Consider the following 24,665-nt stretch of genomic DNA (forward strand, 5'->3'; position numbering starts at 1 on the left):
CGTGCTGGTGGTGCAAACACCGATAGCCAACGAGGCTCAGTCTAAGCATTGCCTCGCTGGCTATCGGTGAGGTCGGCGAGCAACTCGCCATGAGCGCGTCTTATCGGCGCAGGCCCAGACGCTCGATGAGCGAGCGGTAGCGGGCGATGTCGACCTTCTGGACGTACTTGAGCAGACGACGACGGCGTCCGACCAGCAGAAGCAGGCCACGACGCGAGTGGTGGTCGTGCTTGTGCTGCTTCAGGTGCTCGGTGAGATCGACGATGCGCTTGGTGAGCATGGCCACCTGCGCCTCCGGCGAACCGGTGTCGGTCTCGTGCAGTCCGTACTCGCCGAGGATCTGCTTCTTCTGCTCGGTGGTCAATGCCACTTGGTGCACTCCTGTAACTGACGTCCGCGTGAATGGAAATCGGAGGCGCCCGGTCAGGACCGGACACTCCGACGGGCGTGGCCGCCGCGAACCGCAGCACACGCCAGCAGGAAATCCTACCAGGCGCGGCACACCGCCCAGTCTCCGGTCAGCCCCGGGATGCTTCGGCGTCCTCGGCGAGGATCTTCCGCGCTTTCTCCGCGTCGCGACCCATCTCCTCGATGAGCGCGTCGACCGACTCGAACTTCTCCATGCCACGTACCCGCTCGACGAAGTCCACCGCGACATGCTGGCCGTACAGGTCGGCTTCCCGGTCGAGCACGTACGCCTCGACGGTGCGGGTCCGTCCGGAGAACGTCGGGTTGGTTCCGACGGACACCGCCGCCTTGTAGCGCTGCCCCGGCTCCACCGAACCCTCCACCGGGCCCGGGCCGAGCACCGTGAACCAGGCCGCGTACACGCCGTCCGCGGGAATCGCGGAGTAGATCGGCGGGGCGATGTTCGCGGTCGGGAAGCCCAGGCCCCGCCCCCGGCCGTCGCCGTGGACCACGACGCCCTCGACGCGGTGCGGTCGCCCGAGCGCCTCCGTGGCCGCGGCCACGTCGCCGGCGTCGACACACGAACGGATGTACGTCGAGGAGAAGGTCACCGCGTGCTCGGCGAGCAGGCTGACGCCGTCGACCGCGAAGCCGAACCGAGCGCCCGTCTCCCGCAGCAGATCCACGTTGCCCGCCGCTTTGCGTCCGAACGTGAAGTTCTCGCCGACCACGACCTCCGCGACGTGAAGTCGCTCGACCAGGATCTCGTGGACGTAACGCTCCGGAGTGAGCCTCATGAACTCGGTCGTGAACGGCATGACGCAGAAGACGTCGACACCCAACTCCTCGACCAGTTCGGCGCGTCGCGGCAACGTCGTCAGCTGAGCGGGGTGGCTGCCCGGGCGCACCACCTCGGCCGGGTGCGGATCGAATGTCATGAGAACACTTGGGATTCCACGCTCGCGAGCGGCGTCGACCGCCCTCGAGATCAGCTGCGCGTGCCCGCGATGCACGCCGTCGAAAACGCCGATCGTCAGGACGCAACGCCCCCAGTCCGCCGGCACATCGTCCAGACCTCGCCATCTCTGCACAGGTGGCAGCCTACGGCCACGGCAGACACCGGTCACGCTCGGGACGCCAGGAGTTGATGTGTGTCCTGGGTGACGGTTGCCTAAGCTCGTAAGCGTGGCCACTCAGAAGTCAGACGTGAACCCCCCGAGCGAGGTGCCCCGCCCGGAGACCCTGTCCTCGGTGGCGCAGGACTACCTCAAGGTCATCTGGACGGTCCAGGAGTGGTCCCGCGAACGCGTCTCCACCAAGCTGCTCTCCGAGCGGATCGGCGTCTCGGCGTCCACGGTCTCCGAGGCCATCCGCAAGCTGTCCGACCAGGGTCTCGTCGACCACGCCCGGTACGGGTCGATCGCCCTCACCGACGCCGGTCGGTCGGCCGCGGTGTCCATGGTGCGCCGCCACCGACTGATCGAGACGTTCCTGGTGAACGAACTCGGCTACGGGTGGGACGAGGTGCACGACGAGGCCGAGGTGCTCGAGCACGCCGTCTCGGACCGCATGATCGATCGCATGGACGCCAAGCTGGGGTTCCCCGAACGCGACCCGCACGGCGACCCGATCCCCGCGGCGGACGGTTCGGTGCCGACGCCGCCGGCCCGGCAGCTCAGCGACTTCCAGGACGGCGATGCCGGCCGTGTCGCCCGCATCTCGGACGCCGACCCGGCGATGCTGCGCTACTTCGACTCGGTCGGCATCGCGCTGGACACCGAGATCACCGTCGTCGAGCGCCGCGACTTCGCGGGCACCGTGTCGATCCGACTCGGCGCCGACCCGGACACCGGAACCGTCGACCTCGGCAACCCTGCAGCACAAGCCATCTGGCTGGTCTAGGCTCGGCTCACGCGTCCCGCGTCCGAGGCGGGTAGCCGATCGAGACGAGGTCCGCGATGAGCACAGCCGTCCGCCGAACCGCCCGCGCCGCCGCGTCGCTGTGCGCGGCAGCGACCGTCGCGCTGACCGGTGCGGGCATCGCGTCAGCGGACGAGTGGCCCACACCCCCGCCGTACCCCAGCCCGCTGGCGCCCTTCGACTACAACGGATTCCTCACCCCCACCGACCTGGACTACTGGAACCCATTCGTCAGCGAGAATCGGTTGACGTCACCGTTCGGGATCAGCACCCGCATCGTGTGCACCGGCTTCCACGGGGTCCTGCTCGAGTGCTGGCAGGCCGACCGCGAGGGCAACCCGCACAAGCTCACCAAGCTGGCGCAGGACTACCCCGGGTCGCTGGGCGCCGGACTGCCCGGTGGCGGCCCCGGCCACTTCGTCTATCCGGGCTTCGTCCCGGGTAGCTGACGCCCGCCTACCGCAGCGTGGCGGGGCGGACGACCATCACCGAACTCGCCCGCTTGCCCCGTTCCTGGATGAGCGCGATGGTGTGGCCGTCCGGGTCGATCGCGGCGTAGATCTCCTTGCGGCCGATCGGCTCGAGCCACCGCCCCTGGCTGATCGACTCGGCCTCCGCGGCGCTGATCTGCCGGTGCGGGAACGCGGTCTGCGCGGCCTGATCGATGTCGAGGCTGACGGCGGGATCGTCGGCCAGCTGGTCGAGGGTGCGCGCGTGCTCGAGCGTGAACGGCCCGACGGCGGTGCGGCGCAGCGCGGTCAGGTGACCGCCCACGCCGAGCACCGCACCCAGGTCACGGGCGAGCGCGCGGATGTAGGTGCCCGAGGAACAGTCCACTTCGACGTCGAGATCGACGAAACCGCCGGAGTCCGCGGGCACGTCCCGCCGGGCCAGGACGTCGAACCGGGAGACGGTGACCGGCCGGGCGGCCAGCTTCACTTCCTCACCGTCCCGGACCATCGCATGCGCCCGCTTTCCCTCGACCTTGATCGCGCTCACCGTGGCCGGGACCTGCTGGATGTCACCGGTGAGCCGGGCGATCTCGGTCGCGATCTGCTCGTCGGTGATCCCGGACGCGTCCGCCACCCCGAGCGTCTCCCCCTCGGCGTCGTCCGTCGTCGTGGCCTGCCCCAACCGGATCGTGGCGCTGTACGACTTCGTGGTCAGCGCCAGCAGACCGAGCAGCTTGGTCGCCCGCTCCACACCGAGGATCAACACACCGGTCGCCATCGGGTCGAGCGTGCCGGCATGCCCCACCTTGCGGGTGTTCAGCAACTTCCGGCACCGGGAGACGACGTCGTGGCTGGTCATCCCAGCATCCTTGTCGACGATCAGCAGACCGGCGCCGACGAGGCCGGAGGACGGTTTCTCAGACTTGGGCACGTGGTCCGATTCTGCCAGCCGCCGCTCAGCTCACCGAAATCGCTGTGACGATCAGGCCGTCCGACACGATCCAGCGGCCGTCGAAACTCGCCAGCGGCGCACCGCCGTCGGTGGTGTCCCCGGGCACCAGCAGCCGCGAGTGGAAGGCACCGGTCATACCGTCAGCGGTCTCGATGCCGTCGGCGAACGTGATGTGCGCGTCCTCGAACCCGAGCCAGCGACCGGTGAGCGGGAACCACGCCTTGTACGTCGTCTCCTTGGCGCAGAACAGCAGACGGTCCCAGTGCACCGGTGACGGACCGACGGTGGCGAGCCACTCCCGCTCCGCGGGCAGACTGACGGCGTCGAGGACCCCGTTGGGCAGCGGGCCGTTCGGTTCGGCGTCGATGCCGACCGAGCGCACCTGCATCGAGTAGCCGAGCACCGCGGCGCGGTAGCCGTCGCAGTGCGTGAGACTGCCCACGACCCCACGGGGCCAGATGGGAGATCCCTTGTCGCCCCGCAGGATCGGCCCCGGCTCCACCCCGAGGTCGGCCATCGCCATCCGGGCACAGTGCCGGGCACCGATGAACTCGCGGCGGCGCTTCTCGACCGCGCGGGCGATCAGCGACTCCTCCTGCGGATGCGGCTGCAGCCCCGGCGGGTCCTCGAACAACTCGGCCGAAGCCACGCCGGTGGGCAGAATGCTCTCGATCAATCCGACTCCCCTGTCAGCGCTGCGCGCGCATGCGTTCGTATTCGGCTTCCTGCTCGGCGGTGATCCGGAAGTGGCCGCCGAACTTGTTGAGCGTGCCGGGCGCGTACCGGGGCACCGGCAGGATCTGGCGGAGCAGGTTGTCGGGAAGCCCGCGGCGCTGCCACTCCCGCGGGTAGCCGATCGAGACCTCCTCGAACCGCACACCGTCGTAGTAGGTGGTGCGCGGGATGTGCAGATGCCCGTAGACGCAGCACACGGCGTTGTAGCGGGTGTGCCAGTCCGCGGTCTCCACGGTGCCGCACCACAGCGCGAACTCCGGGTAGTAGAGGACCTCGGTGGGCTGACGCACCAGCGGGAAGTGGTTGACCAGGACCGTCGGGATCGACGGGTCGAGCGCGTCGAGTCGCTTCCGGGTCTCCTCGAGGCGCGCACGGCACCAGGCGTCCCGAGTGGCGTACGGCTCGGACGAGAGCAGGAACTCGTCGGTGGCGACGACGTTCTTGTCGCGCGCGATCCGCAACCCGTCGGCCTTGTCGGTCGCCCCGGACGGCAGGAACGTGTAGTCGTACAGCAGGAACATCGGGACGATCGTCGCGGGACCGCCCTCGCCCTCCCACACCGGGTACGGGTCCTCGGGGGTGATCACACCGATCTCGCGGCACATGTCGACCAGGTAGTCGTAGCGCGCCTTGCCGTGCATCTGCACCGGGTCCTTCGCGGTGGTCCACAGCTCGTGGTTGCCCGGCACCCAGATCACCTTCGCGAAGCGACTCTTCAGCAGCGTCAGCGCCCAGCGGATGTCGTCGGCCTTCTCCGACACGTCGCCCGCGACGATCAGCCAGTCGTCGGGCGAGTCCGGGAAGATCTCCTCGGTGATCGGCCTATTCCCCCGGTGCCCGACGTGTGTGTCGCTCACCGCCATCAACTTGCCTGCCACACCCCTACCCTTTCGTCTCCCGCGTCTGGAGATCGGCGCCGGCGATCGCCCACCGGCCCGACGCCGTGCGCCACAGCACGGCAAACATCCGCAGAACCATGAACACGGTAAGCCCCGTCCAGATTCCGGCCAGTCCCCAGTCCCACACGAGTGACGACCAGATCAGTGGGAGGAAGCCGATCAGCGCGCACGCCAGTGTCGCGGTCCGCAGGAACGCCGCGTCGCCGGCCCCGAGCAGCACCCCGTCGAGTGCGAACACCACCCCGGCGACCGGGATGATCCCGACGAAGAACCACCACGCGACCGACGCCTGGTCGAGGACCCCGGCGTCGTCGGTGAACAGCGTCGGCACCACCGCGCTACCCGCCGCGAACGCGAGCGCCAGTACCGCCGCGAACACCGCCGACCACCGTGTCAGTCGCCACGCCAGCCGGTCGGCCCCGCGGATCTCGCCCCGACCCAGGGCGGCACCGACGAGCGTCTGTGCGGCGATCGCGAGCGAATCGAGGGTCAGCGCGACGAAGTTCCAGAGCTGAAGCACCACCTGGTGCGCGGCGACCGCCGCCGCACCGAAGCGCGAGGCCACCGCGGCGGCGGACAGGAAACAGGCCTGGAACGCGAGGCTGCGCAGGATCAGGTCCCGCCCGAGCACGAGTTGCGCGCGCATGACCGCGGGTCGCGGGCGCCGTGGGACTCCCGACCGCAGGAGGACCGCGACGAACAGCACCGCCGACAGCGCCTGGCCCGCGACGTTCGCGACGGCCGATCCCGCGAGTTCCCAGCGGGGCGCACCGCCGACACCGTGCACCAGCAGCACGCACAGCACCGCCGACAGCACCTGACCGGCGAGGACGAATTGCAGCGGGCGGAGGGTGTTCTGCACGCCCCGCATCCAGCCGTTGCCGGCCATCGCCACCAGGATCAGCGGCGCGCCGAACACCGCGATCCGCAGCCACCGCTCGGCCTCGACGGCGATGTCACCGGATCCTGCGATCAGGCGCGTGATCGGTCCCGCGAACAGCTGAACGATCGCGACCAGGGCGGTGCCGATGCCGAGCGCCAGCCACGTCGCCTGCACACCCTCCCCGACCGCGTCGCGTTCCCGACCCGCGCCGTACAACCGCGACGCACGCGCGGTGGTGCCGTAGGACAGGAACGTGAGCTGCGTGCTCACCTGGGCGAGGATCAGTCCGCCGACCGCGAGCCCGGCGAGCGCGAGCGCACCGAGATGGCCGACGACGGCGATGTCGAGCAGCAGGTAGAGGGGTTCGGCGGCGAGGACGCCCAGCGCCGGCAGCGCCAGCCCGAGGATCCGGCGCGGTCCCGCGTCGGTCTCGGCTGCGCGGGACTCGTGGTCGGCGGCGGTGCCCGTCAAGTCAGCCGAGGACCTCGCGCAGCGCGGCGACGACGGCGTCACTCGAGCCGTGTGCCGTGTAACCCGCAGCGAAGCGGTGACCGCCGCCGCCGAGGCGCTCGGCGACCTCGGAGACGTCCACCGAGTCCTTCGACCGCAACGACACCGACCACGAGTTCGGCGCCGACTCCTTGAACACCGCGGCCACCTCCGCCTCGGCGGTGGTGCGGACGATGTCGATGACGCTCTCGATCTCCTCGGAGCCGAGCCCGGCCGAGTCCGAGCACCGGATCACCGCGTGGACCAGACCGTGACCGTCCACCGCGTCCGGGACCAGGACGGCGGAACTGAGCACCGACCCCAGCATCGGCAGCCAGCCGAACGGATGGGTGTCGAGCAGACGCCGGGTGATCGCGCCCCCGTCGATCCCGGTGCCCAGCAGTCGCTCGGCGAGCGTGTGGGTGCCCGCCTGACCCCAGCGGAACGAACCGGTGTCGGTGACCAGTCCCGCGTACAGGCAGTGCGCCAGGTCCGCGTCGATCGTCACGCCCCACAGATCGAACAGCTTGGTGAGCACGGCCGTGGTCGACTCGGCCGAGTCGTCGATCAGGTTGAGCATTCCGTACCGGGTGTTCGACCGGTGGTGGTCGATCACCAGCGACCGCCGCGCCCCGTCGAGACGCGACGCGAGCGAGCCGAGTCGCCCGACGCTGCCGCAGTCGACGGTGACGAGCAGGTCCACCTCGTCGACGACGTCGTCGACCGGGGCCAGCAGGTCCCTACCCGGCAGTCCGTCCATCGACACCGGCAGCTCGCTCGGGGACGCGAACGCGACCTGCACCGGAACACCCTTGCGCTCCAAGGCAATTCCGAGCGCCAGACCGCTTCCGACAGTGTCGGCGTCGGGCTGGACGTGGCACAGGATCGTGACCGATGTCGCCGCCTCCAGCGCCTCGACCGCGTCCTGCAACTGCAGGTCGTGCGTCGCGAGCGCCGGAGGCGCGGTGTCCGGACAGTGAGTCATGGGGCGCCTCGGGTCAGTCTTCGTCGGACGAGGAATCGTCCGCCGGGCGCGGCTCCTTGTAGGGGTCCGCGTCGCCCGCCGGCGTCGCGTTCTCCCGAGCCCGGGCCACCGCGTCGTCCGCGGCACGGGCGCGGGCGAGCAACTCCTCCATGTGCCGCGCGGTGTCGGGCACCGTGTCGGCGACGAAGGTCAGCGTCGGGGTGAAGCGCACCCCGGTTCCCGCCCCCACCTTCGAACGCAGGACGCCCTTGGCCTTCTCCAGGCCTGCCGCGGCGCCGGCCAGGTCGGGTGCGGATTCGAGGTCCGAGCCCATCACCGTGTAGTACACGGTGGCGTCGTGCAGGTCGGCCGTGACCTTGGCGTCGGTGATGGTCACGTAGGCCAGACGCGGGTCCTTGATCTCGTGGTCGATCGCCGTCGCGACGATCGTGCTGATTCGCTTCGCGAGCCTGCGTGCGCGTGCAGGATCTGCCATGGCAACCAGTCTCCTCTCCCGGATTTCTCCAGCTGTCTCCGCCGTCAGCCCGACTAGACGGTGCTAGTCATTGGGGCCGAAAATTCTTCGTCGAACTGCAAGTAGCTGCAGTTCCGGTCGCCCAGCGACGTGTCGCTCGCACTGATCGAGCACCTCGTGGACATGATCGACCCCCGAACTCGCCACCGCGACCCCGAGCAGGGTCCGCCGGTAGCGGTCGTGTTCGCCGGTCTCGGCAGCGGACACACCGTAACGGCGCAGCTCGGTCACGATCGGCCGCACCAGCGACCGCTTCTCCTTCAGTGACCGCACGTCGCCGAACAGGATGTCCATCTCGAGCGCGCCGAGATACACCAGTCCTCCCTCCGGTGAAGCGTGTCGATTTCCGGCACAGCCGGAGCGTCCCTCCCCGGCGGCCGAAGCCGCCGGGAAGGGACGCTGGGTGCGACTAGTCGCGCGGCTTCTCGCGAAGCTCGTACGCCTCGATCACGTCACCGACCTTGATGTCGGAGTACGTGACGGTCAGACCGCACTCGTAGCCCTCGCGGACCTCCGTGACGTCGTCCTTCTCCCGCTTGAGCGAGGAGATGGTGACGGTCTCGGCAACCACCTTGTTGTCGCGCAGCAGGCGTGCCTTCGCGTTGCGACGCACGATGCCCGAGGTGACGAGGCAGCCGGCGATGTTTCCGACCTTCGAGGAGCGGAACATGGCACGGATCTCCGCCTTGCCGAGCTCCACCTCTTCGTAGACCGGCTTGAGCATGCCCTTGAGGGCCTTCTCCACCTCGTCCAGCGCCTGGTAGATCACCGAGTAGTACCGGATGTCGACGCCCTCGCGGTTCGCCAGCTCCGTCGCCTTGCCCTCGGCACGGACGTTGAAGCCGATGATGATCGCGTTGGACGCGGACGCCAGGTTGACGTTGGTCTCGGTGATGCCACCGACACCGCGGTCGATCACTCGCAGCTGCACCTCGTCGTCGATCTCGATCCCCATGAGGGCCTCTTCCAGCGCCTCGACGGTGCCGGAGTTGTCGCCCTTGAGGATGAGGTTGAGCTCGTTGTGCTCCTTGAGCGCGGCATCCAGATCTTCCAGGCTGATGCGCTTGCGGCTGCGTGCAGCGAGCGCGTTGCGCTTGCGTGCGTTGCGGCGATCGGCGATCTGCCGGGCGATCCGGTCCTCGTCGACCACGAGCAGGTTGTCGCCTGCACCGGGGACCGACGTGAAGCCGACGACCTGGACGGGCCGCGAAGGCAGAGCCTCCTCGACGTCGTCGCCGTGCTCGTCGACCATGCGACGGACGCGACCGTAGGCGTCGCCCGCGACGATCGAGTCGCCGACCCGCAGCGTGCCGCGCTGGATGAGCACGGTCGCCACCGGTCCACGACCACGGTCGAGGTGAGCCTCGATCGCGACACCCTGGGCCTCCATGTCGGGGTTGGCCCGCAGGTCCAGAGACGCGTCGGCGGTCAGCAGCACCGCTTCCAGAAGGGCATCGATGTTGGTGCCCTGCTTGGCGGAGATGTCGACGAACATGGTCTCGCCGCCGTACTCCTCGGCGACGAGGCCGTACTCGGTGAGCTGGCCACGAATCTTCGCCGGATCCGCGCCTTCCTTGTCGATCTTGTTGACCGCGACCACGATCGGCACGTCGGCCGCCTGTGCGTGGTTGATGGCCTCGACCGTCTGCGGCATGACGCCGTCGTCCGCCGCGACCACGAGGATCGCGATGTCGGTCGCCTTGGCACCGCGGGCACGCATGGCGGTGAACGCCTCGTGACCCGGGGTGTCGATGAAGGTGACCAGACGCTCGTTGCCGTCCAGCTCGGTCAGCACCTGGTAGGCACCGATGTGCTGCGTGATGCCGCCGGCCTCGCCCTCGCGGACGTTGGCCTTGCGGATCGTGTCGAGCAGGCGGGTCTTGCCGTGGTCGACGTGACCCATGACGGTGACCACCGGCGGACGCGACTCGAGGTCCTCCTCGTCGCCGGCGTCCTCGCCGTAGGTGAGGTCGAACGACTCGAGCAGCTCGCGGTCCTCGTCCTCGGGGCTGACGACCTGGACGTTGTAGTTCATCTCGCTGCCGAGCAGCTCCAGGGTCTCGTCGTTCACCGACTGAGTGGCCGTGACCATCTCGCCGAGGTTGAACAACGCCTGGACCAGCGCCGACGGGTTCGCATCGATCTTCTCCGCGAAGTCCGAGAGGGACGCGCCACGAGCGAGACGGATGGTCTCACCGTTGCCGCGGGGCAACCGCACGCCACCGACGGCGGGCGCCTGCATCGAATCGTATTCCTGACGCTTCTGCCGCTTCGACTTGCGACCACGACGCGGAGCGCCACCGGGGCGACCGAACGCACCCGCGGCACCGCCGCGACCACCCGGACGTCCGCCGCCGCCACCGGGGCGACCACGGAATCCACCGGGAGCGCCGGCACCTGCACCGGCACCGGGAGCACCGGCACCCGGAGCGCCGCCACCGCGGTAACCGCCGCCGCCACCACCGGGACGACCGCCGCCGCCACCGGGGCGACCCGGGCGACCCGCACCGGGAGCCGGACGGGCTGCACGCTGCGGCATCGCACCCGGGTTCGGGCGCGGAGGCATCGATCCGGGGCTGGGGCGGGGACCACCCTGGCCGGGAGCCGGACGCGGACCACCGGGGCCTGCAGCCGGACGCGGAGCGCCGGGAGCACCCGGACGGGGCGCGCCACCCTGCGGGCCCGGACGCGGAGCACCCGGACGGGGTGCACCCGGAGCCGGACGCGGCGCCGGACGGTCGGCCGGAGCCGACGAGTACGGGTTGTTACCGACACGCGGCGGCTTGGGGCCGGGGCGGGGACCACCGGGCTTGGGGCCCGGAGCAGCCGGGGCTGCTGCTGCCGCCGGGGCCGCGGGAGCGGCCGGAGCAGCAGGCGCCTGCGGAGCAGGCTTCGGACCCGGCGTGGGCGCCGGACCCGGACGGGGGCCGGGGGCCTGAGCAGCCGGTGCGCTGGGCGCAGCCGGTGCCGCGGGAGCCGGGGTGGCTGCCGCCGGGGCTGCGGGAGCAGCCGGAGCGGGCTTGGGGCCGGGACGCGGGGCGCCGGGCTTCGGGGCGGATGCACCGGGCACGCCGGGCTTCGCCGCCGGGCGCGGAGCGCTCTCCGCACCTTCCGGCTTACCGCCTTCGGACTTGGTCTTCGCCGACGGGAACGACTCCCGCAGGCGACGCGCGACGGGCGCCTCGACCGTCGAGGACGCCGACTTCACGAACTCGCCCTGCTCCTTGAGCCGTGCGAGTAGTTCCTTGCTTGTGACACCGAGTTCTTTCGCCAACTCGTGTACGCGGGCTTTGCCTGCCACTGCTCTCCTCTACTGAGAGGTCGAGCGAGCGACTGATGCCCGCACGACCCCGGTTATCTCCGATGGACGTTCATCGCTGGTGCTTCACGGTGTGCTCATGAGTGCTTGTGCCTGTTCTCTGAGGTACTGCTCGTCGTTCCCGAGTGTTGGTGCGACTCGAGAGGTCCCGAGTGGTACTGCGTCACGCGTGATCACTGTCCTGTTCGCACAGGGCCGAGTGACCCGCCCTTGATGTCTCGGACATCCCGACCACCGCTATCAGCCGATCGAGTTCCGAGGAATCCAGACTTCCGGACACCCGCAGTGCTCTGCCGAATGCTCGGCGCCGGCCCGCCTCGCTCAGACACTTCGGATCGGGGTGCAACCACGCACCCCGCCCAGGGAGCCTTCGCTTCGGATCGGGCGCGAGCACGAATCCGCCGGATTCGACCTCTTGCGCCACGACCCTGAGCAGGTCGGCGGCCAGCCCTTTCTGTCTGCATCCGACGCAGGTCCGGACCGGATCACCGGCTCGGGCACGCGTCGAGACAGACAGTTCACGCTGAACCATCGACCACTCTACCGCTGTATCGCCGTGAACTCCGCATTCCGTTCCTAAGCACCTGTCGTTTCGCGACCGACCTGTGACTCGGGGCCCGGCGCGGCGTCACTGCGGATGTCGATTCGCCATCCCGTCAACCGCGCAGCCAGACGCGCGTTTTGGCCCTCCTTGCCGATCGCCAGCGACAGCTGGAAGTCGGGGACGACGACGCGCGCTGCACGGGCGTCGGGGTCGACGACAGTGACCGACACCACTTTGGACGGCGACAGTGCGTTCCCGACGAACTTCGCGGGATCGTCGTCGTAGTCGATGATGTCGATCTTCTCGCCGGCCAGCTCGCTCATGACGTTGCGCACGCGCTGACCCATCGGGCCGATGCAGGCGCCCTTCGCGTTCAGCCCCGAGACCCGGGAGTGGACCGCGATCTTGGAGCGGTGTCCGGCTTCACGGGCCACCGCGACGATCTCGACGGAGCCGTCCGCGATCTCGGGGACCTCGAGTGCGAACAGCTTGCGCACCAGGTTCGGGTGGGTGCGCGACAGCGTGATCTGCGGGCCGCGCTGGCCGCGGGACACACCCACGACGTAGCACTTGATCCGGTCGCCGTGCTCGTAGGTCTCCCCCGGCACCTGCTCGGCCGGCGGGATCAGCCCTTCGGCGCCGTTCGCCTCGCTGCCGATGCGCACGACGACCATGCCGCGCGCGTTGGCGCGGGTGTCTCGCTGGATGACGCCGCCGACGATCTCGCCCTCGTGGGTGGCGAACTCGCCGAAGCTGCGCTCGTGCTCCGCATCGCGCAGACGCTGCAGGATGACCTGCCGGGCCGTCGTCGCCGCGATTCGGCCGAATCCCTCGGGGGTGTCGTCCCATTCCTCGCCGACGCGGTTGCCGTCGACGTCGACCTCGTGCGCCATGACCCGGACGACACCGGTCTTGGTGTCGACGTCGATCCGGGCGTGGGGCTGATGCCCCTCGGTGTGGCGGTAGGCCGTCAGGAGAGCGGTCTCGATCGCCGCAATGATCGTGCCCGCGGAGATACCCTTGTCCGCTTCGATCGCGCGCAGCGCTGCGATGTCGATATTCACTTGTCCGACCCCTCTACTTCTTCTTCGTTCGACGCGTCCGCGTCAGCAGGCGCCACACGGCCCTCCGGGATTCCTCCCGCGAGCTCGAGCTCCCGCGCGTCGGGGCGCGAGAACTCGACCTGCACAACAGCTTTCCTGACATCCTTCAGATCCACCCGGCGCACCGCCGGACCACCCTTGGTCTTGACGACCACGTCGATAGCGCCGTCGGCCAGGCGGCCGACCCGGCCGGTGACCGACTCGGCCTCGAGCTCGATGAGCACCTTGCGACCCTGCGCGCGACGCCAGTGGCGATCCTCGGTCAGCGGTCGGTCGATCCCCGGTGACGTCACCTCGAGGGTGTACGGGGATTCGCCGAAATCGGAGACCGCGTCGAAGACGTCGGAGATCACATGACTCAGCCGGGCCACTTCGTCGAGTTCGAGGCCGGCATCGCTGTCGACCATGACGCGGACGGAACTGTGGCGACCTGCGAGCGTGACAGTCACGTCCTCGAGGTCGTAGCCCTCGCGCTCGATGGGTTCGGCGAGAAGCTCGATCACCCTCTCCCTCGACGGCACCGGCATCTGGGACGCTCCTCGCTTCAGTTGTGGTCAAGACTGACGTGTGGTCGCCCGCGGCCCCGTTGTGTCGATTTGATCGACGCAGGACTCGACGCACCACGAGGTGGACTGTGGAGTCTTCAGGGTATCGCGGATTTCGACCGACCGTGACCAGGCGGTCGCATCCGGACGCGCCCACGGCCCGTCGCGAACGGCTCGGTGCCGAGGATTCGGCGCACTCCTGGCACCATGATCAGGTGCGAACGCCCTTCCTCACTCAACCGCTGTCCCGCCGCGCTGCGCTGCGGCTCGCGGGCAGCGCTGCGCTCGGCGTCTCGGCGCTTGCGCTGACGACCGGCTGCTCGGATCCCGGACAGGCCGACTCCACCGCCGAGATCGACGCACTGACCACGCAGGCCGAGCGCGCGCGTCGCGACGCGGCGAACGCGACCGCGGCGATCGCCGCGCTGCCGGACCGCGCCGGCGCACTCGGTGTGGTGGCGGCCGAGCGCACCGCGCACGCCGACGCGCTCGACGCGGAGATCGCGCGTGCCGCCACTGTCACGCCGTCGAGCACCACACCGCAGACGCCGCCGGCGACCGTGCCGCCGACCCTCGAACAACTGCACGCCGACCTCGCCGACTCCCAGAAGGACGCGGCCCGACTGGCGCGCACCCAATCCGGATACCGCGCAGGTCTGCTCGGTTCGATCAGCGCGGCGTGCGCCGCGCAGCAGGTGGTGTTGCTGGCATGAGCAATCAGAGTCCCGGTCCCGAACAGCAGGCGCTGATCGACGCACTCCGTGCCGAGTACGCCGCGATCTTCGCGTACGGCCTGGTGGCGGCGTTCTCCAACCCGACCCGCTCCGATCTGGTCGCCCTGAACACAGCGGCGCACCGCGCCCGACGCGACGCGACGATCGACGCACTCGCCGCCGCCGACGTCGAGGCCCCCCAACCCGAGGCCGGCTACTCGGTCCCCTTCCCGGTGACCGATCCGACGTCCGCGGCCCAGTTGGCGGCCCAGGTGGAATCGGACACGGCGGTCGCGTGGCGGTCGGTGATCGAGCGCAGCCAGTCCGAGCACACCCGCGAGGTGGGTGTCACGGCTCTCACGGAAGCTGCTGTGCGCGCAGCGAACTGGCGCGCGATCCTCGGCGTCACCCCACCCACGGTTGCGTTCCCGGGACAGCCCTGAGCACCCACCTCATCCATTGAATGGGAAAGCCTCTCGCGGAATGTGTTGGGGGACCTAAGTTCTTCGACAACATTCGAGAAATTCCGAGTACTCGGAGACCGAGAGGACACCCCATGACCGAACGCACCGTCGAACAGCGCATCGCCGACCTCGAGCGGATCGAGGCGATCAAGGCGCTCAAGCACCGCTACCTGCGCGCGTGCGACGCCAAGGACGCGGACACCTTCCGCGCTTGCTTCATCGATCGCGGCGCCGAGATCGACTACGGCCCGCTCGGAAAGTTCGACGACGCCGACCCCATCGCCGAGGTGTTCCGCAACATCGCCCTGCAGAAGGTCGACGGCAAGCACGTCATCCTCGACATGCACCACGCGTTCCACCCGTCGATCACGCTGCGCGGCGACGAGGTGGCGGACGGCCAGTGGACGCTCGCCTTCCGCCAGGTCAACCTCATCGACAACACCGAGACCGTGCGTTCCATCGAGTACGTCGACGAGTACGTCGTCGAGAACGGCGAGTGGAAGATGTCGAAGTGTCAGTCGATCACGCTGTGGTCGATGACCCGACCGCTCGCCGAGGGCACCGTCGTCACCGAAGGCTGATTCGGGAACACGACCGCAGGCCCGGGCACCGTGGGCGAATCACAGATTCCCCACGGCGCCCGGGCCGATCGCTTTTCCGTGCGTCAGTCGGCCTGCCCCTGCGCCAGCTGGTCGCTGCGGATCCAGCACGCGTGGAAGCCGGACGGCACCCGCTGCGGCAGCAGGACTCGCGCGAGCGGTCCCGCGGCGACGTCCGCGGCGTCGAAGATGTCGATCTCGCCGCGGTCCTCCGCCTCGTCGTTCACGAAGCAGACCAGGTAGCCGTCGGTCTCACCGGTCGATCCGTCGCGCGGCGCGAACGGCGCTTCGGCACCCCATCGTCCGGGTCCGAACTTGTGCTCCTCCTTCGTTCCGGTCAGAGAGTCGAAGCGCACCAAGCCGTCGAAGAGCAGCGTCGGTTCGTTCCCGAGGCTCATGTTGTACGAGTAGCGGTGCGACTGCCCCATGATCCGCGAGTCCACGCTCGGGAACTCGATGTTCGCGTCGTCGAGCGCGGTTTCGGTCGTCGCACCGGTCCGGAGATCGAACCGGTACCGGTAGAGCTGGGCATCGAGACGCATGTAGGCGAGCATGCTCGCCAGCGGATGATCGAAGGTCGTCTGGTGCTGGGGGTTCTTGACGCGGCAGACGTCCATGATGATCTCGTCGCCCTGTTCCCAGGAGTTGACGACGTGATAGATGTAGCACGGCTTCGCTTCGAACCACCGCACCTGTGCACCGGTGCCGTGCCGCGGGATGACGGCGAAGCGGGAGGGCAGTTCCTGGTCGTAGAAGATGCGGTACTTGCCGGCCCGGCGCGCATCCTGGTCCTGGACCAAGGGCAGGTCCATGAGGATCGAGTAGTTCTCCGTGATCGCGATGTCGTGCGGCAGCCTCGGCGCCGGCAGGTCGACCTGGGTCAGATGCGTCTGCTGCCCGTTCGGCCCGATGATGCCGTAGCGCAGGTAGTTCTGGTCGGGGCCGTAGTCGAACCAGATGAGCTCACCGGTCGACTCGTCGACCTTCGGGTGGGCCATCATGTCGCCGGCGAAGGTCCCGAGGAAGTCCTGGGCGCCAAGCGTTTCCAGCGACAGGGGGTCGATCCCGTACGGGGTTCCGCACAGGTACCAGGTGGCGAGGACCTGACCACGATGGAAGATGACGTCGGTGTTGGCGGCGTCCTTGATCCCAAGACCGTGCCCGTTGCCCCACGGGTTGTTCCGGGGGTTCTCCATCAGACCGGTCCACAGCGCGCGGCCGGCCTCGGATTCCTCCGCGAAGGCACGGGTGCGCACGTATCGGTTGCGGTAGCGGACCTTGCCGTTCTCGAAGTGGGCAGCGTGGATCATGCCGTCCCCGTCGAACATGTGGTACCGGCCGGGGGCCGCGAACTGGCGGTTCGGGCCGTTCCGCAGGTAGACGCCGTTGAGGTCCTTCGGGATCTCGCCGATCACGGGCAGGTCGTCGAGCGTCAACTCGTCCTGCACGGGCGCGAACACGCCGAGGAGATAGGGGTTCTCCTCGCCGCCGTCCGCTGGGCGGGCGACGGCAATCGGAGCCTCGCTCGCCGATGACTTCGTGTTCGTCATCGAGTGTTCCTTTCGTCGAAATGACGTGTGGCCCGGTTCACGGGCAGTTCAGGGGTGGAACACCAACTGGGTGCAACGGAACAGGGCGATCGTCCGCCCCTCGTCGTCGCACACAGTCGCGTCCCAGATCTGGGTGCGCCGTCCGCCGTGGGCGCGGACCGCCGTCGCGGTGACGACCCCCGAGCGCGCCGTGCCCAGGTAGTTCGTCTTCAGTTCCACCGTGGTGAAACCGGTTGCGCCGGCCGGCAGCGCGAGCCTGGTCCCGATCCCGCAGACGGTGTCCGCCAACGCGACGACGCTGGCCGCGTGCAGATATCCGTTGGGGGCGAGCACCTTCTCCAGAACGGGCAGTTCACCGACGACCCGCTCGGCGCAGGCCTCGAGGACCCGCATGCCGATCGTGCCCGGCAGACGCCCCTCGAGCATGTCGGTCAACTCTTCCGCGAGGGGCCGGTCCACGCCGGTCGGTGTCGCTCGCGGTGCGGCCACCGGGGATGCGTTCTCGCCCATGGCTCAGCCGTTCTGCGCGATCTCGACGCGCAACTCTCGTCGTTGCAGCTTGCCGACCGGGTTGCGGGGCAGTTCGTCGACCGTCACGAGCTTCTCCGGCAGTTTGAAGGATGCAAGGTCCTTCGCGCGCAGGAAGCCGACGAGTTCGTCGAGCGAGACCTCCGCGTCCGGCGCGGGAACGACTACAGCGCAACACTTCTCACCGAGAACCACATCGTCGTAGCCGACGATCGCGACGTCCGACACCGCAGGGTGGTCGAGGAGCAGTCCCTCGATCTCGGCCGGCGCGATGTTCATCCCGCCCCGGATGATGATCTCCTTACTGCGGTCGACGAACTTCAGGTACTCGCCGGCCTCGCCGCACAACTCGAACACGTCTCCGCTGCACAGGTATCCGTCGTCGTCGAAGGGGCTGCTCGACGCCGTGCCCTCCAGGTAGCCGGCGAAGACGGTCGGTCCTTTCAGCCGCAGCTCACCGCGGCCGCCGACCTCCGTGACAATCTCGCCGGTCGCCACGTCGACGAGGCGCACCGAAGTCCGCTCCGCGACCGCCGTGACCCATGTCCTGCTGGTCGCGCCGTAGTTGGGAAGGTACTCGGCGCGGACCATCGGATCCGGCGTGTCGGACGGGGCGCCGAGCAAGCAGACGCCCTCGTTGGAGCCGAAGAAGTTGAGGACCTCGATGCCGAGATCGTTCTGCCAGTCGCGGACCACACCCGGGGGAAGCGGCGCACCGCCCGAACCGACCGTGCGCAGCGACGACAGGTCGAACGTGCTGCGCAGGCTCGAATTCTGAAGCAGCATGCTGAGAATCGCCGGCGGCATGCTCGTGTGGGTGGCGCGGTGACGTTGGATCTGGTCGAGGTACACCGCGAGATCGAGCGGGTGGTGCTGGACGAGGTGCCCGCCACCGAGCAGCCACGGCAGCAGCGACGTCGCGAATCCGGCCATGTTGACCATCGGGAAGGGCCCGACGATGACCGAATCCGGCTCCGTCTGCAGACCGTCCTGCACTGCCTGACCGATGGCCAGCCAGTCGGCGTGGCACCGGGGAACCCCCTTCGGCGCCGCCTCCGTGCCGCTCGTCCAACAGATCGTGATGCAGTCGTTGACCGTTCGTGTGAGCTGCCCGCAGGAACGGCGCACGGCGGCCACCGCATCCGCGGCGGCCGGCGCACGGTCCAGCGGCACACCCGCGTCATCGGCGGACGACCCGAAGGTGAAGACGTGCCGCAGGGAGGGCAGCTCGCCGACCAGGGAGAGAGCCTCCTGATGGGGCGCCCGGTCGTGCAGACGCGTCACGGTGACGACGCCGACCGCATCGGACGCCGCCACGATGCGACTCAGCTCGTGTCGCCGGTACGACGCCGGCATCGGTGCCGCGATCGCCCCGAGTCGCCACAGCGCGAAGTAGGTGGCGGTGAGCGCAACCGAGTTCGGCAGCAGAACCGCGACCACATCTCCCGGGCGCACCTGGCTCGCATGGAGTTTCGCGGCGATGTCGTCGACCTTCGCGTCGAATTCCCCCCAGGTCAGGGACTCCGGCGCAATCCCGGCGAGCTCCGGAAGATTCCCGGCGTCGGTGATCGCGGGCGCGCCGGCCCGGGCCTGGACGTGGCCGTCGAGAAGGTCGAGGAGGGTTTCGGGGCGCCACCAACCACGAGCGAGGTGATCGTCGACACGAGCGTCCGGATGACATGCACGTAACCGGCGGGAGGACGGGTGATCCGCAATGACGTTCATTCGTTCCACTTCCTTGGATGATCGAGGGTGCGGGCGCTCATCCGAGTCGCCGGACGACGACGGCTGCGCCGAGTCCCAGCGCCGCCGGAATGGTGATCAGCGCGTATTCGCCGTCGATGCGCCGAAGCTGATCGAGTGCGTTGACCAACAGGACTCCGCCGCCTGCTCCGAGCGGATGACCGGTCGCGATCGATCCGCCGTTCGGATTGACCTTCTCGGGGTCGAGGTCCAGCTCTCGGAGCATCAGGAGCGCCGAGGCAGCGAAGGATTCGTTCGCCTCGACGACGTCGAGGCGGTCGGCGGCGATCCCGGCCCTGTCCAGGGCACGTCGCGACGCCACCGCCGAGGCGGTCAGCAGCGGTGAGCGCACCGCGGCCTGCGCGACTCCGACCACTTCCGCCACGGGTTCGTGACCGATCCGCGCCGCCGCGGCCCGGGTACCGAGCACGGCGACCGCCGCACCGTCCGAAAGCTGAGGCGCGGTCGCCGCGGTGTGCAGCCCGACCGCGGGACGCGGCGCGCCGGGCAGGCGCCGCGCCACCCGCTCCCAGAGCGGGTCCTGCCCGAACAACGGGGCCAGATCGGCTAGTCCGGCGACACTGATGCCGTCGCGGGGTCCTTCGTCCGCGGTGAGGATCGTCCCCGTTCCGGAGCGCACCGGCACGATCGAGTCGCTCGTGGGTGCTGCGAGGGCACGACGGTGCGAGGTGACGGCGTACCCGTCGAGCTCGGCTCGGGTGAATCCGTACTGCGCGGCAGTGAGATCCGCTGATACGCCGATCGTCACGTATCCGGTTCGTTCGCCGAGGGCGTCGTCGGCCGCGAAGGCGGGCCGGTCGGACATCATCGGCACGCGTGACATCGATTCGACGCCGCCGGTCACGACGACGTCGGCGACACCCGAGGCGATCTTGGCGGACGCCGTCTCGATGGCGTCGAGTCCCGAACAGCACAGCCTCGACACCACGCCGGCACCCACTTCGTCCGGCCAGCCGGCCCAGAGTGCCGCGGCGCGCGCGACATTGCCGCCCTGTTCTCCGACGGCGGTGCTCGTCCCGATCAGGATGTCGTCCACCACGTCCGGGGACAGGCCGCGTTCCTGCACGGCCGAGAACAACTGGGCCAGAAGGTCGTGGGCGGGAACGTCGGCGAGGGTGCCGCCGTTGCGCCGGACGCGGGCCTTGGGGGTGCGGACGGCGTCGTAGACGAAGACACCGGAGGAGAACTGCGACACGGTCGTCATCCCTCCACCTGGCGGCGATCCTGGACCATGCGGAACCGGCCCGCGACGAAGGATTCGTCGGTGAGCGTGGCGTTGCCGGCCGGGTTCAGTCCCGTGACGTGGTAGTCGCTGTAGGCGGCCGCGTACTGCATCGGCATCGACGAGACCAGGTTCGCCGACAGCGACGCGCCCGCATCCGCGTAGGCGTCGGCGATGGCGTCGACCGCGGCGTCGTCGGTGCAGTACAGGTACGAACTGATCGCGCCGTGGCGGCGGACGCTGTCGGTGGCGTGCTCGACGGCGGAGTCCCGGTCGGCGCAGTCGATGACGAACGCCACGGGGCCGAACTGCTCGCCGGCGGGGAGTTGGTCCCCGCGCCGCGGATCGACGCGGACGAGCAGCGGGGTAACCGCACGCGCCTGCGGGTACTCGGGGTGGGCGTAGGCCGCGGGACGACGCACGAGGGTGCCGTCCGCGTCGGCTCGGTCCGCGAGTGCCTCGAGCGCCTGCCGGGTCGCCTCCGACTGGAGGGCACCGCAGACGGCGGCGGCTCGCCGTGGCGCGCCGGCGAGGTCGTCGATCGCCGCGCAGAGGGCCGCCACGACGTCGTCGCGGGAGACGGGGCCGTCGTCCGTGAGGACGCCGGCGTCCGGAATGTAGATGTTCTGCGGCGTCGTGCACATCTGCCCGCTGAACAGCGAGAGTCCGCCGGCCAGGGTGCGCATCGTCGCGGACAGGTCCCGGACCGAGTCGAGGATGACGGTGTTGACACCGGCCGTCTCGGTGAACACCAGGGCGTTCTCGACGTTGCGCTCGAGCCATGTCCCGAACGCCTGGCTGCCGGTGAAGTCGACGATGCGTGTCGCGGGGTCCGTGGCCAGCCGGGCGGCGATGGGTTCGTCGACGGTGTCGACGACGAGCTGGACCGCGTCGGACGGCAGGCCGGCCTCGGCCAGGACGTCACGGATGATGCTCACGGCCACCGCCGTCGCGAGCACCGACCGCGGGTGCGGCTTGACCAGAACCGGATTGCCGGTGGCCAGGTTGGCGAGGATCGCCGGGTAAGCGTTCCACGCCGGGAACGACGCGCAGGCGACGACGAGTGCCGTGCCGAGGGGGCGGGGGCGGAAGCGCTTGCGCAGCGTGACGTCCGACTTGCCGAACGTCTGCCGCCACGTCACCTGGCCGGGCACACGGTTCATGGCCGCCCACGCCATCGCGACGGCTTCCAGCCCGCGGTCGAGCGCGTTGGTCCCGCTGCCGCTGCAGGCCATGTTGAGGCTCTGCCCCGTGGTGTGGGACGTGATCGCCGCGAATTCCTGGCCCCGGTGGTGAATTCGGTGCAGAGCTTCGAGGCACACACCCACCCGCTGCTCGACTCCGGCGTCGCGGAGGGCTGCCGCGGCCTGCGCGGCGCCTTCGAGCGCTTCCTCGGCGGACGGAGCGCTGTACGTGACGTTCAGCGCCTTGCCGGTGTAGGGCGAAACCTCGTCGGCCGTGACGCAGGACTGCGTCGGTGCCGAAAGATTCAGCGTTGCACCGTCATAGGCGCCGACGAACGCTTCGGCCTGCCGGGAGTCGGGCGGGGTGACGGAGGTGTAACCGGTCCACGCGGAGCGTGTCCGGTTGGCGTCCGCTGCTGCCTGGAGCAGCTGGAGATGTGCTTCGAAGAACATGAAGGCTCGTTCCTGTCGACGGGGTGCGACCGAGCAACGGCGGCGGGTCTGCTTCGGAGGTCGGATCATCCGGTCCACGCACGCGGTCACTACTATTAATGAAGTGAACCAAGCGCCGCAACGGTTGTCAACGGTCAACTGCCGGGAGAGTGCGGATGCCCCGCGATCACGAACCGCCGGCCGCCTCGGGCGAGGCGGCCGGACGGGGCGTTCGGGTCAGGATTCGAAGACGACGGACGTGCGCTGGAGGTCCACGTCGCAGCCGCGGCACCGGAGGGCCGGCCGCAGCCAGTTGCCGCAGCCGTCGTGGCGCAGCTTGGGCCCCAACTGCTCGGCCGATACGCCCGGGTGCGCGGTCAGCGTCCAGGCGAGCAGGAAGGCGAAGATCGGGAACAGCGCCCGCCCTCGGGGCGTCAGCACGTACTCACGGCCACCTTCACCGCGGGTGAGTATCTGCACGTCGGAGAGTCGGGCCAGCCGTTCGGTCAGGGTCGTGGGCGAGATCTTCAAGATCGACTGGAACTCGCCGAATCGCCGGACGCCCGACAACGCGAGTCCGGTGACCAGCGCGCTCCAACGGTCCCCGATCGCCTCCATCACCTCGGTGAACTGGAGATCTGCCCGACTCAGGGCCGGCGAGTTCCGGGTCGACCGCCGTCGACTCCCCCGCGCGACCAGGACCAGCGAGTCGGGGTCCATCTCGAGTCGCGCGTCCCGCGACTTGACCGTCTGCCCGCAATGGCGGCACACGAGTTCGGGCGGGCCGCGGTGGCCGCAGTCCACGTGCACCATTTCCGGCTGGAGCAGACCTTCCGCGGACCACTCCCGCTGCCAGGACCACACACTGACGAGGAACTCCCACGTCGCCAGGCCGAGGTCGGTGAGCATGTAGTCGTGTCGCTCGTGGCCGCCCGACTGCGGGCGCCGCTCCATCAGTCCCGCATCGACCAGCGCGTTCAGGCGCGACGACAGCACGGCGGGTGGCGCCCCGGTCCGGTCGATCCACTGGCTGAATCGCCGCACGTGGTCGACGAACGCGTCGCGCAGGACGGCAACGGTCAGGCGGTCGCCGAGCAGGTCGATGGTCTGCGCCACCGGACTCGGCGCCACCGCGGCCCCAGCACCGTCGACCACGGCCACCCACCTTCCCGAAATGCCGCCCGGCGCACCTACAGCGTCAGGCCTCCAACACAATAGCGATGCCCTGCCCCACCCCGATGCACGCCGAGGCGACGCCGATTCCCCCGCCCAGACGGCGCAAGTGCCGCAGGCAGTCGATGACCACGCGGGCGGCCGAGGCGCCGAGTGGATGCCCCATCGCGATCGCGCCGCCGAACGGGTTGACCCGCTCGGCCGGGATGCCGGGAAGCTCACGCAGGCAAGACAGGACCACCGCCGCGAACGCCTCGTTCAGTTCGAGCACGCGGACGTCCTCGACCTTCCGCCCCGCCCGGTCCAGCGCCTTCCCGATCGCGGCGACCGGAGCCAGCGCGAACAGTTCCGGCTCGATCCCCACGACCGCCGAGGACAGGACCCGCCCGAGCGGCTCGACACCGAGTTCGGCGGCGGCGGCACCGCTCGCGACCAGTGCAGCAACCGCGCCGTCGCTGACCGGCGAGGAGTTCCCCGCCGTGACGCTCCCCTCGGGCGAGAACGCCGGCCTCAGCGCGGCGAGCGCCGCACGATCGGCTGCCCGGATCGGTTCGTCGCGTTCCAGGCCGGACCGGGCGGTCACGAAGCCGTCGTGCACGCCGTCGGCCCACGCCCGGGCCGCGAGTTCGTGAGACCGCAGTGCCCACTCGTCCTGCTCGGCTCGACCGACGCCCTGGCGTTCGGCCACCAGTTCGGCCGAGCGGCCCAGGGATTCGACCCACGGCGCCGGGAAGCGCGGGTTGGTCATGCGCCACCCGACGGTGGTCGGCACCAGGTCGAGCGCACGCGGAAAGGCGGTGTCGACCGGGGGCAGGACGTAGGGCGCCCGGCTCATGCTCTCCGAACCCCCGGCCACCACGATGTCCGCATCGCCGACCGCGACCCGGCGGGTCGCGGACAGCACCGCTTCGGCACCGGATCCACACAGGCGGTTCACCGAGACACCGGGGATCGTGTGGGGCAACCCGGCGAGCAGCAGGGCCATCCGGGCGATGTTGCGATTGTCCTCACCCGCACCGTTGGCGTTTCCCCAGACGACGTCGTCGATGCGCGCGGGATCGAGCTCGGGGTGCCGACCGACCAGATCCGCGATCGGTAGCGCCGCGAGGTCGTCCGCCCGGATGTGCGACAGCGCACCCCGGGCGGAACCGAACGGGGTCCGCACTGCGTCGATCACCCACGGTGTCCGCGCATCCGCCGCCGAAGTCGCGAGTCGGGTCATGACGCTCTCCTCTCCTGCCGGCGCCGAGCTGTTGCGTAAACCGGGCCGGACGTTGTCTACTTCAAT

25 protein-coding genes are annotated in these 24,665 nt (G+C 69.5%); 5 read left to right on the top strand and 20 right to left on the bottom strand.

The window, feature by feature from the left end:
- Positions 1 to 100: 100 nt before the first annotated feature.
- Positions 101 to 370 carry a 30S ribosomal protein S15 gene (gene rpsO / locus EGT67_RS09905; RefSeq protein WP_127915894.1) on the bottom strand — a complete coding sequence of 90 codons (270 nt, stop codon included), beginning with the start codon at positions 368 to 370 and terminating at the stop codon, positions 101 to 103.
- A gap of 148 nt (positions 371 to 518) precedes the next feature.
- Positions 519 to 1,499, bottom strand: a complete 981-nt coding sequence (locus EGT67_RS09910; protein ID WP_127915895.1) for a bifunctional riboflavin kinase/FAD synthetase — start codon at positions 1,497 to 1,499, stop codon at positions 519 to 521.
- Between the two features lie 133 nt (positions 1,500 to 1,632).
- Here EGT67_RS09910 and EGT67_RS09915 point away from each other — a divergent pair, with 133 nt between their 5' ends.
- Complete coding sequence (locus EGT67_RS09915; protein WP_127916065.1) at positions 1,633 to 2,310, top strand: metal-dependent transcriptional regulator; 678 nt, start codon at positions 1,633 to 1,635, stop codon at positions 2,308 to 2,310.
- Between the two features lie 56 nt (positions 2,311 to 2,366).
- Positions 2,367 to 2,777, top strand: coding sequence for a hypothetical protein (locus EGT67_RS09920; protein ID WP_127915896.1), 411 nt, complete (start codon positions 2,367 to 2,369; stop codon positions 2,775 to 2,777).
- A 7-nt stretch (positions 2,778 to 2,784) separates the two neighbouring features.
- Here EGT67_RS09920 and truB read toward each other — a convergent pair whose 3' ends face one another.
- The 11 genes from truB to rimP all read right to left on the bottom strand — a co-directional run bounded on the left by truB (position 2,785) and on the right by rimP (position 13,730).
- A complete protein-coding gene (truB, locus tag EGT67_RS09925; protein ID WP_127915897.1) occupies positions 2,785 to 3,711 on the bottom strand; it encodes a tRNA pseudouridine(55) synthase TruB in 927 nt (308 codons plus the stop codon).
- Between the two features lie 25 nt (positions 3,712 to 3,736).
- Entirely contained in the window at positions 3,737 to 4,408 is a 672-nt protein-coding gene (gene npt, locus EGT67_RS09930) for a 4'-phosphopantetheinyl transferase Npt (RefSeq protein ID WP_127915898.1), read from the bottom strand.
- 13 nt (positions 4,409 to 4,421) lie between these two features.
- Positions 4,422 to 5,345, bottom strand: coding sequence for a metallophosphoesterase family protein (locus EGT67_RS09935; protein WP_127915899.1), 924 nt, complete (start codon positions 5,343 to 5,345; stop codon positions 4,422 to 4,424).
- 4 nt (positions 5,346 to 5,349) lie between these two features.
- Positions 5,350 to 6,657 (bottom strand): MATE family efflux transporter, encoded by a 1,308-nt coding sequence (locus EGT67_RS09940; protein WP_277750148.1) that lies wholly within the window; start codon positions 6,655 to 6,657, stop codon positions 5,350 to 5,352.
- Positions 6,658 to 6,721: 64 nt separating this feature from the next.
- On the bottom strand, positions 6,722 to 7,723 hold the full coding sequence (locus EGT67_RS09945; protein ID WP_127915901.1) for a DHH family phosphoesterase: 1,002 nt from the start codon (positions 7,721 to 7,723) through the stop codon (positions 6,722 to 6,724).
- A gap of 13 nt (positions 7,724 to 7,736) precedes the next feature.
- Entirely contained in the window at positions 7,737 to 8,198 is a 462-nt protein-coding gene (rbfA, locus tag EGT67_RS09950; protein ID WP_127915902.1) for a 30S ribosome-binding factor RbfA, read from the bottom strand.
- 63 nt (positions 8,199 to 8,261) lie between these two features.
- A complete protein-coding gene (locus tag EGT67_RS09955) occupies positions 8,262 to 8,552 on the bottom strand; it encodes a DUF503 domain-containing protein (RefSeq protein WP_127915903.1) in 291 nt (96 codons plus the stop codon).
- Between the two features lie 94 nt (positions 8,553 to 8,646).
- Positions 8,647 to 11,538 carry a translation initiation factor IF-2 gene (gene infB, locus EGT67_RS09960; RefSeq protein ID WP_127915904.1) on the bottom strand — a complete coding sequence of 964 codons (2,892 nt, stop codon included), beginning with the start codon at positions 11,536 to 11,538 and terminating at the stop codon, positions 8,647 to 8,649.
- Positions 11,539 to 11,719: 181 nt separating this feature from the next.
- Complete coding sequence (locus tag EGT67_RS09965) at positions 11,720 to 12,088, bottom strand: YlxR family protein (protein WP_127915905.1); 369 nt, start codon at positions 12,086 to 12,088, stop codon at positions 11,720 to 11,722.
- A 44-nt stretch (positions 12,089 to 12,132) separates the two neighbouring features.
- The gene (gene nusA, locus EGT67_RS09970; protein ID WP_127915906.1) at positions 12,133 to 13,164 is read right to left on the bottom strand and encodes a transcription termination factor NusA; all 1,032 of its coding nucleotides are present in this window, start codon (positions 13,162 to 13,164) and stop codon (positions 12,133 to 12,135) included.
- Entirely contained in the window at positions 13,161 to 13,730 is a 570-nt protein-coding gene (gene rimP, locus EGT67_RS09975; RefSeq protein WP_127915907.1) for a ribosome maturation factor RimP, read from the bottom strand. Before rimP ends, nusA begins: the two co-directional genes overlap by 4 nt.
- 233 nt (positions 13,731 to 13,963) lie before the next feature.
- Between rimP and EGT67_RS09980 the strand changes: the two genes are divergently transcribed.
- From EGT67_RS09980 to EGT67_RS09990, 3 genes are all read left to right on the top strand, one after another.
- A complete protein-coding gene (locus tag EGT67_RS09980) occupies positions 13,964 to 14,461 on the top strand; it encodes a hypothetical protein (protein ID WP_127915908.1) in 498 nt (165 codons plus the stop codon).
- Positions 14,458 to 14,904: a ferritin-like domain-containing protein gene (locus EGT67_RS09985; RefSeq protein ID WP_127915909.1), complete on the top strand. Its 447-nt coding sequence runs from the start codon at positions 14,458 to 14,460 to the stop codon at positions 14,902 to 14,904. Before EGT67_RS09980 ends, EGT67_RS09985 begins: the two co-directional genes overlap by 4 nt.
- A 113-nt stretch (positions 14,905 to 15,017) precedes the next feature.
- Positions 15,018 to 15,506, top strand: a complete 489-nt coding sequence (locus EGT67_RS09990) for a nuclear transport factor 2 family protein (protein WP_127915910.1) — start codon at positions 15,018 to 15,020, stop codon at positions 15,504 to 15,506.
- A gap of 83 nt (positions 15,507 to 15,589) precedes the next feature.
- Here the strand turns inward: EGT67_RS09990 and EGT67_RS09995 are convergent, their stop codons facing one another.
- The 7 genes from EGT67_RS09995 to EGT67_RS10025 form a co-directional block, all read right to left on the bottom strand.
- Positions 15,590 to 17,074: a carotenoid oxygenase family protein gene (locus EGT67_RS09995; RefSeq protein WP_127915911.1), complete on the bottom strand. Its 1,485-nt coding sequence runs from the start codon at positions 17,072 to 17,074 to the stop codon at positions 15,590 to 15,592.
- Positions 17,075 to 17,122: 48 nt separating this feature from the next.
- The gene (locus EGT67_RS10000; RefSeq protein WP_127915912.1) at positions 17,123 to 17,584 is read right to left on the bottom strand and encodes a PaaI family thioesterase; all 462 of its coding nucleotides are present in this window, start codon (positions 17,582 to 17,584) and stop codon (positions 17,123 to 17,125) included.
- Between the two features lie 3 nt (positions 17,585 to 17,587).
- Entirely contained in the window at positions 17,588 to 19,327 is a 1,740-nt protein-coding gene (locus tag EGT67_RS10005; protein WP_127915913.1) for a class I adenylate-forming enzyme family protein, read from the bottom strand.
- Between the two features lie 37 nt (positions 19,328 to 19,364).
- Positions 19,365 to 20,570 carry a thiolase family protein gene (locus tag EGT67_RS10010; protein ID WP_127915914.1) on the bottom strand — a complete coding sequence of 402 codons (1,206 nt, stop codon included), beginning with the start codon at positions 20,568 to 20,570 and terminating at the stop codon, positions 19,365 to 19,367.
- Entirely contained in the window at positions 20,567 to 22,225 is a 1,659-nt protein-coding gene (locus tag EGT67_RS10015) for an aldehyde dehydrogenase family protein (protein WP_164877522.1), read from the bottom strand. The genes EGT67_RS10010 and EGT67_RS10015 overlap by 4 nt, the downstream gene beginning before the upstream one ends.
- Before the next feature lie 216 nt (positions 22,226 to 22,441).
- Entirely contained in the window at positions 22,442 to 23,359 is a 918-nt protein-coding gene (locus EGT67_RS10020) for a winged helix-turn-helix transcriptional regulator (RefSeq protein WP_127915916.1), read from the bottom strand.
- Positions 23,360 to 23,402: 43 nt separating this feature from the next.
- Positions 23,403 to 24,599: a thiolase family protein gene (locus EGT67_RS10025; protein ID WP_127915917.1), complete on the bottom strand. Its 1,197-nt coding sequence runs from the start codon at positions 24,597 to 24,599 to the stop codon at positions 23,403 to 23,405.
- Between the last annotated feature and the right edge of the window lie 66 nt (positions 24,600 to 24,665).

Source organism: Prescottella agglutinans (genome assembly GCF_004011865.1).
GTDB lineage: Bacteria > Actinomycetota > Actinomycetes > Mycobacteriales > Mycobacteriaceae > Prescottella > Prescottella agglutinans.